Raw genomic sequence first — 13039 nt, 5'->3', positions numbered from 1 at the left:
GTGATGGTGTGATCAGAAAACCTTGTCCCATAACAGCACCACGTAATCCCGGAGGAAGATGACGCGCTGCACCAGCAACGCCACACGGCCCATGACCGTAAGACCGAATCCCGCGCCGAAACCGATCATCAGTGTATAAATTCCGGTCTTGGAGAGAACGCCGAACAGACCTGTATGCGGTTTAGAGAAGAAGAAATAGATTAAGGAGCATATGATCCCTACTAGAGACAGGAAGAAGCATATTGAGGCCCAGAGCCCGGGCGGCGGCTGTGAGATTGTGCCTTCCACCTGCAGGAAGACGGCGGTCTTCATCGCCAGCGGAATATAGATGCCGGTCGAGATACCCACATAAAAACCGAGTGCATACCGGCTCAGATAGCCGTGTTTTGGAGACAGCCGGAACCACATCAGGATTCCCATGAGGACGGGAATAATATAATACCAGTGATGCTGCTGGAAAATCGGCAGGATCACCTTATCATGCAGTCCCTGGTGGTAAAGGAGCATGGTCCAATACCCGGTCGCAATGCCGACCCATAACCTTTCCGCGAATTTATAGATCGGATTATCCCCGAAGAGAAAAGAGAAAACCGCTAATGTAAGCAGAGCAGCCACTCCCTGCCAAGCCAAATCTGCCCAGGTCGCATCCACGATAATTACCTCATCATCCCAGCTCTATGCTGAGCCCGTCGTTGAGTGACATAACCGATATTGGCGACGATCATGAAGAGCAGGATCGCTATGTGCGATGTGACCTGATAGGGCATCGCACGCGATGCATCACCCTTCTTCCCCCTCAGGGTTTCATACTCCGCGGCTCCTTTGATCCCCGGGATCAAGCCGAAAAGCTGCTTCGACTGCAGATAGGGGTAATAGTCGGTCGCCATAACGCCTGTGACTCCAAGCGCAACCTGAACGCCGTACTTCGCATTGCCGTATTGAATCCAGAAATCGGCGGAATTTCCCGAGGCGATGGAGATGACGCACTCCACATCATCGTAATTGTGAAGGTCCTGCATCATGGGAATGCTGTCGATTTCGGTGCCATAATAGTCGGTCGGGAAGGGAACGCGGAAGTCTGTTCCCATGGCGAGGATTGTGATCGCCGGATACGGCTTGTACCCAAGAAATGTATAATCGACCCCGTGCTCTTTCCCGTACTCATGGGCGATGCGTGTGATGATCTCGTCAGCCATTGCCGGGCCGAACTGGGAAAGTGTCGTCAAGATGACCTTCACGTCTTTCTCAAACGCCTGGCTCAATATCGCCTCGGACATCGGGTGCAGCTCGGCCAGCGTGGAGGGCTCATAATCAACGCCGAGCAGGATGACGTCGCCCGGCTTCAATCCATCGACATATTCAAAGACATTCCTGACCTCGCTGGAAATCCCCACCGGGACGTCGAAAGACTTAATGGCCGGTATGATGACCGCGATGGCCATGACGGCGTAGACCCAGCGCCGGTCAATGCCGAGCAGATAATCGTACCAATGTTTGCTACTGTGCAGATCAGCCATGATCTAACGCTCCTCAAATAAACGAATCATTAATCCCTGCCCATGTATCCCCGCTCGATGCCCAGGATAATCTTCATGCTGTAAGCGACGCCTCCCAAGCCGACACCGATAATGATCGCCCTTTTCGCGGCCATATTCGGCACCTCCAGGATCCACCGCACGAGTGCGGCGACCCATTCTGAGAGCGGGCCGGGTAGCGGGACAATCCTCAGCATGAGGATAAAGGCGGTGACAAGCAGAACCGTCGCCAGCCATGTGCGAACCCTGAAGGCCCGATAGGCCGCGCTGGCGACATAGAAGGCCAGCATCGAGAAGAGCGTCGCCTGGCATGGAATAAGGATATAATTGAAGGAGTATTGCAGAAGTGATGTGGGTGAAGTGAAGTTATCCCGACTGACACCTGCAACAACCATAACCAAGAAGCCGGCAATCGTAGCTAGGGCGAATATCCTCTCTTTCGGATCTCTCTGCGCCTTCTTCACCGTTCCTCTCATGAGTGAGAAGATACCCAGCGGTAATGCAAGGATTCCGATCACGATCACGAAATCGTTGGCATAAGTGAATAAGAATTCCGACCAGGCATGCGGCACAAAGAATTGAATCACCATGATGATGCCGGTGATGAAAACAATAAAGATGGGTAGTTGTCTTTTCATAATTTTATTTAAACCGGGCTATAGACGAGTTTTAAGATCCCATCCCAATGAAACAGGGTCAGGGACAGGACGCCGAGCATAATGATGATGACGATCGCGACCTTAAAATAATCCTGAGCCTTGAGGGGGCCCAGTTGATCCGGCTCTTGCGACAGATAGGCCGATGCCGCATAGAGCTCTTCGCCGATCAATGTGTAATCGGTGGCCGCGACGAAGAATGGAATCTGTGAGATCTGGTCGGTGCCTGAGATTTGAATGGCGCCGGTCACGCTGCCCGCCTCGGCCAGCAGGAGGGACTCCGCGTGGAAAACGCCCATGTAGAAACAGGTGGCCGGCCTATCACGCAACATGAGACCGTTGACCGCCGCGACATAGGGGAACTGCATCGCCGAGACATAGGAGACATTCTCCGGACGGTAGACATCCGGACGCCCCGCCTGGACATAAGCCTCTTTGACGACTTCTTGTCCCATGGCGAGCATGACCGGGTCGTTGACCGGAACCAGAATCGGTGTTTGGTATTCAGCGGTGCGTTTGGCCACGCGCGACAAAATCGTATAACCCGCGATCGTTGCGATGTCGCTGGCCGTACCGGTACCGAGAACATAGAGGATCGGTTTGCCCATCTCCGTGGCGCGCCCGATCGCTTCATCGACGGCCTGCAGGCCGGGGATGGGGCGGACATAAAGCGCCTTCCCCTTACGGGCCCGGGAGATGAAATAGACCACGCCGAATCCAAACAGCAGCGTAGCCACGAGGATATTGACCTTGCCGGTGTGGAACCAATTGCCTCTGGCGATGGCGGCAACCGGCTCCGTCCAGGCCGAGGTCACCCCACTGGCCGTGCGGGCCCGCAGGCGCAGATAAATCGGGTCGCCGGAGGCGACATAGGCGGGATTAGGTTCACCCTGCAGGCTCGGGTCCTCATCGGTATAGACATACTCCGTCATACCGCGCGGCACTGTTCCGACCTGAAACCATTGATCATCGGGCGCCCCCGGAGCGAGCCCGCGCTCGATCTCATAGGCGATAATCGATTCATCATCCGTCGGCGGCACTAATTTGATCAGAATCCCATGACCGTTGTCATTGGGATTATCCTCTGCCGTGACACTCACCGGACCCTGCACGTTGGGGGCCGGCATGCCGGTTTGGGAGGATGACTCTTCCGCGATGAGTGGGCTTGGAGAACCGAGGAGGGCCGCCATGAGGATGACGGCTGTGAAAATCAGGATCGTCATGATCCGAAAATGGCGTTTTTGGCTTTTATCCATCTCGATATTATGTCCCAACCAACCTGAAGTCCTGCCCTCTATATTTGAGATCCCCGGAGGTTCGCGTGTCGTTCGCATGTGATGATGAAATCGCACCGCGACCAGCCGAAGACGACGACCATGATATTTTTCGCATCTTATGAGTGGGAGATCAAGGGGAAAATCGTTGGAAATAGAGGACATAACCGGCGTGATGAGTTTTATTACCGTACGATTGTTTGCTTTTAAGAAAGGCCTTATTATTTCAACTCGCGACACCTTTCATATTAAGGTGGGGAGGCCTCTGATATCTATACTCATCAGGATATTGAAGGCATCATGAATCATCTTTGTGAACCATTGCAGTGAACCACCTTCATGAGACATCTCAAGGAGGAAGGCCCCTGAATCGATTCCATAAAAAGAACCGGATTCTCGATTTGTCGCTGTTGTCGATATCGATGGCGGTGGGGTTCACCCTGGCCTGGGTGTGCGGGCATCGTGGCTTTTTTGGATTCGATCAATCAATTCTCTTCGACGGTGGTTACCGGGTTTTTCAGGGGCAGATCCCCTATGCCGATTTCTATATCCCGACCGGTCCGCTTTCATTTTGGCTCCAAGGGATTTTCTTCCGAATCCTCGGTGTCAATTATTCCGCAACGGTCGCCCTCGCCGCCGTTCTCAATGCCGTCGGGGCGCTGTTGTCTTTCCGCCTGCTCATGATCATCACTTCGGGCCGCCGGTTCGCGGCTTTTCTAGGGGCCGTATTGACGTCTGTGTGGCTATTCCCTCCTTTTGGGACGCCATGGTTTGAACCGATAGGGCACTTTTTCATTCTTTTAATGGTCTACCTGCTGGTTAAGGCGATTTATTCTTACTGGGACGCGCCCTCCTATGCCGATCTGCGCAATTTACCGATCATTACCTTCGCCGCGGGGATCACGGCGATATGCGCTCTGCTGACGAAACAAACCGTGGGGATAGAAGCTTTTTTAATTGCCGGCCTGCTCTGGATCGGCCCGCCCCGCCGGCCGGGTCTCCGCAATCTCGGGGCTTATCCATTGGATGCCTTTTTGCTGGGGATTGTCTCCGCCGCGATCGTTTTCGGTCTTTGGTTGTTTATCTTCAGCGACCCGGGGGCATTCTGGCATTATACTGTTGATCTGCCTGTTGGTGTCGGTTCCGGCCGGCTGAATCTCGCCATCGTTAAATATAAGATGAGTCGATTAATTCTCTTCACTCCGGCGCTATGGATTGTTCATATCCTCGCAGGCGGCGTCGCTCTCATTGGCATTTTTCGTTCTGTTAAAGATGGTCTCTCGGCCAAACGCGCCGCATTAGCGGCGCAGCTCGCCGTGGCTCTGGCTCTGGTAACTTACCTGGAAATGATGATCGCGGCCAATCATGGGGCCATCGCCGCCGCGTTCATCGGGATCAGCTGGTCGCTGGGGTTATCGCTCGTCTGCCGTTTTCATCACGATGAACCTGGTCTAGGCAGGGTGCGTCCCCGCCGGAATCATTCCGTAATTATCGTCATTGCCCCCGTGTTGTGGATTCTAGCCGCATGGGTGGGATTAAAGATCGGCTGGTCCCGGGACGTGCAGGATCCGGTGGCCGGCGCCCGGCTGCGGCCGCCGTTGGAACTTGCAGGATTATCAGGTCTGCGATGGCAGGAAACCGTCCCCGGCCCCGGCGTTGTTTCCGAAGAGGATTTTGTGCAACTTGTACAATGGTTGCGGGATAATCCAAAGCCGTTTTTTGTTTGGGCCGATTACACGATTCTCTACGGTCTTTGCGATGTCCCGTCGCCACAGCCGGTTCTCTGGTTTCATTGGGATCTGACCTATCCGCGGGGTGGGGATGAGGCGTTGGAATCGAGGATACTGAGGGACCTGGCCCGTAACAATGTCGAGCGGATTGTCTATGAGGCGGAATCCTGGCACGGCACCGAGGAGCGACTCGAGGATTTTCCGAAATTGCGCCGGATGATGCAGGCGCAATTTGTCGAGGTCCATCGTATCGGGCCCTTCCGGATATTGGAACGACCGGCCCCGTTGCCCTGATGATGGAGGGTGAGCATGGTAAATTTCAAGGGCGGTGGATTCAGAGGGTGTCTTGTCTCGGCTCTCCTTCTCATCATCGCAAATCCAGACGCAAGGGCCGCGAGAGAATTCGAGCATGTGGGTCTGGCCGGCGGTCAAGTCCGTTTCATCCCCACCGACGCGCGGGCGGCGGCGATGGGAACGGCTTATACGGCGCTGGCCGAGGGAACGAGCGGAGCCTATTGGAATATGGGGGCTTTGGGAATCTCCCCGCAATACAGCGGGCTTGCCGTCTCCGACAACGATTATCTCACGGGCGAGGATTCCGAGCTGTACAGCATCGACAGCTACTCAGGCTTTGAGGGATTCGGTGTCGGCCTGCACATGACGCAGTACAAATTCGAATCCGCAATCCGGACGGTTGACCACCCTGAAGGAGACGGCACCTACACGGTTTCTGAAAAGATCGGACTCTTGGGCGCGGGCCTGAATATGCGGAAACTGATTCCCCGTCTCTCCCAGACGATGGAGTGGGGCGTCGGAATCGGCCTTGTTTTTGTCGATGGGGGGATGAGTCAGAGTGACTACTCAAACTGGGACTTGGATTTCGGCACGCAGTTTATAGTCGATCTTCCCCTGGCCGGCCCCTCCGCCTTGGCGGGATCCCCCCTCTCCTTCCGCTTTGGCTGGACATTGAGAAATGCCACCAAGGGGACACTGAAGCAGGAGAACAAGGATTTTAAATTGGGACGCCGGGACCGGGCCGGGCTGGCATTAGAGGTGAAAATAGCCGAAGATCCCCAATTCGGTCCGCTTTTTGAGGCGGTCTTGGCCGGTGAGCGCCGGAAGGTATTCTTTGGAGCTTATCAGGGCGAAGATTCTATCGATCAATTCGGCATTGAAATCAGGGGGGCGGGGATTGTTTCTTTCCGTAAAGGAATTATCTTCGATGAGAATAATATGGGTTACGACATCGATAGCTGGGGTATTGGGATCGGTCTGAAACCAGGTAACCGGATCTCTCCCAATATGGGGGCTCAGCTCGATTATACAGAGGTCGATTACAAAGTTCTGGGTGAAACAGAGCAGTTTACCGTATCCGGCTGGATTGTCTTCTAGCCGTCAGCATCGAAAAGGAGTCTGGCAATGAGGAAAGCACTGTTTATTTTGATGGCGTTCGTGATCGTGACCGGCGCCGCAAGAGCCGATTATGTCATTGAAATTGAACAAAAGAACCCAGGTCCGGATGGTGAAATTGCGACCACCGGTGTTCTTTATGTTGGAATGGATAAGCTGAAGTTTGACAATATGGGCGGCGCGGGCGGCGGCAATATGGACATGATTTTCCGCGCCGACAAGGATCTCTGCTGGTTGATCAATGAGGACAAAAGCTCTTACACGGTCATGGATAAGGAGGCGATGAGCGCGCTGACCGATCAGATGAGCGAAATGATGGAAGGGATGAAGGAGATGATGGCTAATCTCCCCGAAGATCAGAAAAAGATGATGGAAGAACAGATGAAGGGAAAGCTGCCGGGGGCGGAGAAGAAGGAAATGCCGGTGGTCGAGATGAAGAAATCGGGAGAAAAGAAGGATATCTACGGATTTCCCTGCACGCGCTACGATATTTTGGCAAATGGCGGCAAGACCGGTGAAATCTGGGTGACGCCGTGGGGCAAGGCCGGCTTTGATGAAAAAGACTTTGATGTTTTCAAGAAGATGTCCAAATTCTTCCAAGGTTTGTTGGAATCCAACCCAATGTTCCAGGAAGGCATGAGCCCGGGGTCGGCCTTTCAGGGTTTTGAAAAGCTCGACGGTTTTCCGGTTCTGACAATTGAGCTGATGGATGGCAAGTCCGTTTCCGAAAGCTACTTCAAATCAGTGGATAAGAAGAAGGTTGATGATTCCACCTATGAGATCCCCAAGGGATTCAGCGAAGAAAATATGTTCGAGAAGTAATCGGCATTCTTCTTGAATCTGGCTCAAGCACAGGCCTCCTGTCGGCTCGGATTTCATCGGGTGTGACAGGAGGCCGTTATGTTGAACCCGTTGATTCCTCCATTGAATTGACGTTGTACAAGGGGAATGAGGTTTTTATTCTATGCAGAATGATACCCGCGGGATATGTTGTTCCTTCTTAAGGATGTTGCGATCGTTGATGTTGCTGTTGAGCCTCTGGGGGGCTCTGATCATCCCCTCCTGGGCGCGAACGGAACCGACTTTGGAATTGGTGGAGAGTTTTCCGATTGAGACGAACCTGGATCATCCGGCGATCCCGGATGCTGGCGATGTATGGCTTGAGATGATCCAGGGCGCCGAGAGAAGCCTGGCTTTTGCGGAGTTTTACGCCAGCGATTCTCCCGGCAGCCGCCTGGAGGATGTGATTGGCGCGATTGAGGCGGCCGCGGACCGCGGTGTCGATGTCCGTTTCCTCGCCGAGAAGAACTTTTACAAAACATATCCTGAAATACTCGATCGGTTTGCCGGGCGGACCGGTATTGAAGTCCGCATCCTCGACACCGCTGCGACAATGGGCGGTGTGCTTCACGCAAAGTATTTTATTGTGGACGGCGAAACGGCGTTTCTGGGCAGCCAGAACTTTGATTGGCGCGCGCTGACACATATACAGGAGCTGGGGGTGCGTTTTCATAACGCAGAATTGGTGAACGGCCTCGCCTCCGTTTTTAATCTGGATTGGCGCATCGCCGGCGGAATCACCGATCCGCCGGACTCTGTATCGCAGCCGCCGGCCGCATACGATCGAGCCGAATTGGTGCGGCCCCGGCACCCCGGGAGCATCCCGGTTTCTATTGTTCAAGAGGGGGATTCACTCGAGGTTTCGCTTGTCGCCAGCCCCAAAGGCTGGCTGCCCCGAGGGGTTTCGTGGGACCTGCCGCTTATTTTGAACCTCATCGACAACGCGCAATCGACGGTGCGCGTTCAGCTCCTTACCTATGGGACCGTGGGCCGAGACCGGACATACTTCGGCGAATTGGAGTCGGCCCTGCGACGCGCCGCGGCGAGGGGCGTCGCAGTTCAACTGATACTATCGCACTGGAGCCGGCGCAAGGGGACGATCGACGGCCTCCAGTCCCTTCAGGCGCTGCCCCACATCACGGTCAAGCTCATGACGATCCCGGAATGGTCGGGTGGATTCATTCCCTTCGCCCGCGTCGTTCATGCCAAGTATCTGGTCGTCGACGGCCGGGCGGTTTGGGTCGGCACCGGGAATTGGGAAAAGGATTATTTTTATAGGAGCCGGAATGTAGGTCTCATTATCGAGGGCGAGAGCATCGGCCGGCGTCTTGATCAAATTTTTATGGATAACTGGAACGGCGATTATGTTCAGGAAGTCGATCCGTGCGCCGTGTATGAGGCCCCGAAGATCAGCGGTGAGGAGGGGCGGTAAACGCGCCGGCTTCTAATCCTGCTCTCTACGCTTTGGGATCGGAGGGTCCTTGCGCATCGAAAGCGAGATCCGCCGGCGTTTCAGGTCCACTTCCAGCACGGTGACCTGCACGCGTTGTTGAACTTTCACAATCTCAGCGGGGTTTTTGATAAAGCGGTCCGCCAGCTGGCTGATATGCACCAATCCGTCTTGATGGACCCCTACATCCACGAAAGCTCCGAAGGCCGTAACATTTGTTATGATGCCGGGAAGTTTCATCCCGGCCGTTAGATCCTCGATCTCATGGACGCCCTCTTCAAAATTAAAAATCTCAAAGGTTTTGCGCGGATCACGTCCCGGTTTTGCGAGTTCATCCATAATGTCTTTAAGGGTCGGCATCCCGATACTATCGGAAAGATATTTCTTTAAGCTGATCTGGGCGCGAAGGGAGGCGTCCTGTATCAAATCGGCCACGCCGCACCCAAGATCACGGGTCATTTGCTCGACAACGTGATATGACTCGGGATGAACGGCGCTCGCGTCGAGCGGGTTCTCTCCATCGCGTATCCTGAGAAATCCGGCGCACTGTTCAAAGGCTTTGGGGCCGAGGCGTTGCACTTTTTTTAGCTGCATTCGTGAGTGGAAGGGACCGTTTTCCCGGCGGTAGGTCAAAATATTCCCCGCCAGTTGTGGGCCAAGCCCTGAGACATAGGTTAACAATTGCTTGCTGGCGGTATTCACATCAACGCCGACGGCATTGACGCAGCTGATCACGCTATCATCGAGACTAAGTTTGAGCGCCGTTTGATCGACATCATGCTGGTATTGGCCCACCCCGATCGACTTTGGATCGATCTTTACTAATTCCGCCAGGGGATCCATCAGCCGCCGGCCGATCGAGACGGCGCCGCGCACCGTCACATCATGATCCGGAAACTCCTCCCGCGCGACATCGGAGGCGGAATAAACGGAAGCCCCGGATTCATTGACGAGGACTATGGCGATAGAGGAGGGCAGATCGAGTTTGCGGACAAAGGCTTCCGTCTCGCGTCCCGCCGTTCCATTGCCGACGGCGATCGCCTCAATCTTGTATGTCTCGCAAAGGGCCCTGACGGCCCGCTCCGCTTCCTGTGCCTTGGCCTTGGAGGTGTGGGGAAAGATCGTCTCATTGTGCAATAGGCCGCCCTGGGCATCGAGACAGACGACCTTGCAGCCGGTACGGTATCCGGGATCAAGGGCGAGCACCCGCTTTTCTCCCAACAGCGGTGCGAGCAGAAGTTCACGAAGGTTTTCTCCAAAGACACGGATCGCTTCTTCATCCGCCCGCCGTTTCATTTCAGCGCGGATCTCTGTTTCCATCGACGGGCCGAGGAGGCGGTGATATCCGTCTTCAACGGCGAGGGCGACCTGCTCTGAAGCGGGTGTCGATCCTTTAACAAAAATTCCCCGAAGCAGATGTTCCGCCGCCTCTTCCGGTGGAGCGATCGAGAGCCTGAGGAATCCCTCATTCTCGCCGCGAAACATCGCCAGAACTCTGTGCGACGGCGCGGCGGCGGCCATTTCCCGCCAATCGTAGTAATCTTTGAATTTTGCGCCGGCCTCCTCCTTGCCGGTGACAATCTTTGACTGGATGGCGCCCTGAGTTATAAAGAGTTCCCGCATCTTCGAGCGGGCCTGCATATCTTCACTGACCGTCTCGGCGATAATATCTCGCGCTCCGGCCAGAGCCTCTTCGACGGTTAAAACACCCTTCTCTTCGTCAATGAATGCGGCGGCCTCACTCTCAGGATCGATGGCGGGGTGCGCTGTCTGGGCCAGAAGAAGCTGCGCCAGAGGATCGAGCCCCTTTTCTCTGGCGATTGTCGCCCGGGTTCTGCGTTTGGGGCGGAAGGGGAGATAAATGTCCTCCAATGTGGCGAGTGTCTCGGCGGCGAGGATTTGTTCGCGCAGTTCATCGGTCAGCAGATCGCGCTCTTCGAGCGATTTGAGAATCGCCTCCCGCCGCTTGTCCAATTCGGTCAGCTGCTCGAGCCGGTCCCGGATCGAGCGGATCTCAACCTCATCGAATCCGCCGGTCGCTTCCTTCCGGTACCGCGCGACAAAGGGAATGGTGGCCCCTTCCATGAGGAGCGTGGCCGTCGCCCGGACGCCGCCCAACGGCAGCTCGAACTCTTGCGCCATCATCGTGAGGTGTTTTTCGTTCATCTTCGCCTCGAATTTTATCTGAGTGCGCCGCGTATTTCCCTTAGAATGCCCGATATCAATCGGGAACGCCATGGCAACCGGTACGAGCGCCGGCGGAAATTCTCACTGTGGTGAAACGGCCTTGACCCCACTCTTGGGAGGCACGATGCGAACCTTCCGTTTTCCTATATTTGGGATGCTCTTTGCGCTCTTCGTCTGCATTATTTGGGATGCCGCCGGCTCCCCGGCCTCGGCAGACAAGAGTTACCGTGTAGGCGAAGTGGCGATTGACGCCGGATTGGATGCCGCCGGCGGCCTCGAGGTAACAGAATCACGGACATATCATTTTAACGGCGCTTATCACTATGCCTACCGGACGCTCCCGTTAATTGAAGGCATTGAATATAATGAATTCAGCGTCTCAGAAAACGGCGGGGAGTATCTGTATTCAGATTCGGAGGAGCCGGGAACTTTTTTTGTAAGACGCAAGACCGCTGAGCTCGAGATAAGATGGTACTTCCAGGCAAAAAATGAAAGCCGGGTCTTCGATTTTCATTATCGTGTCAACAATCTCATTCGAAGGTATGAAGATGCGGCGATATTTTATTTTAAGTTCGTAGGATCTGAATGGCGGGTAGCGCAAAATAACGTCAACGTCCGCCTCCGGCCGCCGGTCCCCATACAGAAAGATCAATTGAATGAGTGGTTGCACGGTCCGCTTTGGGCGGAGTCGATCATCCAGGATGATGGAACGGTCGTTGCTTGGTGTGAGCAACTGCCGAAGCGGACCTTTCTGGAGGTGCGCGCGCTCTACCCGCCGCAATTATTCCCCGGCGCTCCTGCGCGGCAGGGCGCCATCCGCCCACAAGTGATGGAGCAGGAGGCGGGCTGGGTTGAAGAAGCAAATTTGAGGCGCGCGGAAGCGATACAGCGGGCGGAGCAACAGAAAGCCCTGCGGGCGTTGGGCCCGAAGATCATGATCCCGCTTAGTCTTCTCGGCCTCTTCCTCTGGTACCTGCTTTATAGGAAGTATGGCCGTAGAGACGAGACCTTCCCGGTTTCCGGAGCCTTTACCGGCATCCCGTCATCAACGCCGCCCGCTCAGGTCGGTTATCTGCTCAACGATCGGACGGTGGCGCCGCGCGACCTTGTCGCCACTTTGGTGGATTTGGCCAGGCGCGGTTTTATTAAAATCCGCGAAGAGCAAATTGAGAGAAAGATGCTCTTTGGCGGAACAAAGAAGGGGATCGAGTATTATTGGGATCTTCAGATGGCGCATCATCAGAATCATGCGGATCAGCTGCTGGAATATGAACACAAACTTATACGATTTCTCTTCGGCGTGCTGGCTGACGGCGAAGAAACGATCTCAATGACTCAGGTCAAAAAGGGCAAGGGAAAGTTTCAAAAATTTTTCCCGGAATGGACAAAGTCGGTCAAAGCGACAGCCAAACAGAAAGAGTATTTTGATCTGCGAAGTTATACCGGCAGAAATCTGTCGTTTGGCCTGGCCGCCGTACTATGCGCCCTGGGTATCGCGGGAATCATTTTCTTTCAACTCTGGGGGTTGATGGCGATAGGCGCCGGGATCCTGGTCATCATACTCTCTGTAGGCATCGCTCACCGGACGGAGAAAGGGGAGCGGGAAGCGCTGCAATGGAAGGCCTTCAAAAAATACCTCAAATCATTCAATGTGGAGGCCGCCGGGTCCTCAGGGCTGCTCGATAAGCTCGATATCTGCCTTGTCTACGGCCTCATCCTTGGACTAGATAAGAGGATCTACGGCAATATCGTAGCGGCGATACCCACCGAGTCGGCCAAACACATCCTCCCCTGGTATCTTTACCACGACTCTCACGGCGGCGTTTTTTCGCATGAGGCTTTTGCCTCGGGTTTCTCCTCAATGATCGCCACCACGACATCCAGCGTCAGTACGTCCTCAGGCGCCGGGGGTGGGGCGAGCGGCGGCGGCGGCGGCGCGGGCGGCGGCGGTGGCGGC

General features: G+C 55.0%; 11 protein-coding genes. 6 read left to right on the top strand and 5 right to left on the bottom strand.

Going from position 1 to position 13039, the window contains the following annotated elements:
* Positions 1–12: 12 nt before the first annotated feature.
* From KJ970_17865 to KJ970_17850, 4 genes are read right to left on the bottom strand one after another with little or no spacing between them, the layout of a single operon-like run.
* Positions 13–651: a hypothetical protein gene (locus tag KJ970_17865; protein ID MBU2692788.1), complete on the bottom strand. Its 639-nt coding sequence runs from the start codon at positions 649–651 to the stop codon at positions 13–15.
* 5 nt (positions 652–656) lie between these two features.
* A complete protein-coding gene (locus KJ970_17860; GenBank protein ID MBU2692787.1) occupies positions 657–1517 on the bottom strand; it encodes a hypothetical protein in 861 nt (286 codons plus the stop codon).
* A 29-nt stretch (positions 1518–1546) separates the two neighbouring features.
* Positions 1547–2173 (bottom strand): hypothetical protein, encoded by a 627-nt coding sequence (locus tag KJ970_17855; protein MBU2692786.1) that lies wholly within the window; start codon positions 2171–2173, stop codon positions 1547–1549.
* An 8-nt stretch (positions 2174–2181) separates the two neighbouring features.
* On the bottom strand, positions 2182–3525 hold the full coding sequence (locus tag KJ970_17850; GenBank protein MBU2692785.1) for a hypothetical protein: 1344 nt from the start codon (positions 3523–3525) through the stop codon (positions 2182–2184).
* Between the two features lie 3 nt (positions 3526–3528).
* Between KJ970_17850 and KJ970_17845 the strand changes: the two genes are divergently transcribed.
* From KJ970_17845 to KJ970_17825, 5 genes are all read left to right on the top strand, one after another.
* A complete protein-coding gene (locus tag KJ970_17845) occupies positions 3529–3675 on the top strand; it encodes a hypothetical protein (protein ID MBU2692784.1) in 147 nt (48 codons plus the stop codon).
* Positions 3676–3875: 200 nt separating this feature from the next.
* Positions 3876–5489: a hypothetical protein gene (locus KJ970_17840; GenBank protein ID MBU2692783.1), complete on the top strand. Its 1614-nt coding sequence runs from the start codon at positions 3876–3878 to the stop codon at positions 5487–5489.
* 15 nt (positions 5490–5504) lie between these two features.
* Positions 5505–6587 carry a hypothetical protein gene (locus KJ970_17835; protein ID MBU2692782.1) on the top strand — a complete coding sequence of 361 codons (1083 nt, stop codon included), beginning with the start codon at positions 5505–5507 and terminating at the stop codon, positions 6585–6587.
* A gap of 27 nt (positions 6588–6614) precedes the next feature.
* Positions 6615–7427, top strand: a complete 813-nt coding sequence (locus KJ970_17830; GenBank protein ID MBU2692781.1) for a DUF4412 domain-containing protein — start codon at positions 6615–6617, stop codon at positions 7425–7427.
* Positions 7428–7611: 184 nt separating this feature from the next.
* Positions 7612–8877 (top strand): hypothetical protein, encoded by a 1266-nt coding sequence (locus tag KJ970_17825; GenBank protein MBU2692780.1) that lies wholly within the window; start codon positions 7612–7614, stop codon positions 8875–8877.
* 12 nt (positions 8878–8889) lie between these two features.
* Here the strand turns inward: KJ970_17825 and KJ970_17820 are convergent, their stop codons facing one another.
* Positions 8890–11061: an RNA-binding transcriptional accessory protein gene (locus KJ970_17820; protein ID MBU2692779.1), complete on the bottom strand. Its 2172-nt coding sequence runs from the start codon at positions 11059–11061 to the stop codon at positions 8890–8892.
* 145 nt (positions 11062–11206) lie between these two features.
* Between KJ970_17820 and KJ970_17815 the strand changes: the two genes are divergently transcribed.
* The coding region (locus KJ970_17815) for a DUF2207 domain-containing protein (protein ID MBU2692778.1) at positions 11207–13039 on the top strand (1833 nt) is incomplete at its 3' end.

This window comes from Candidatus Eisenbacteria bacterium (assembly GCA_018831195.1).
GTDB lineage: Bacteria > Eisenbacteria > RBG-16-71-46 > CAIMUX01 > JAHJDP01 > JAHJDP01.
This window is presented reverse-complemented; position numbering and strand designations above follow the sequence as displayed.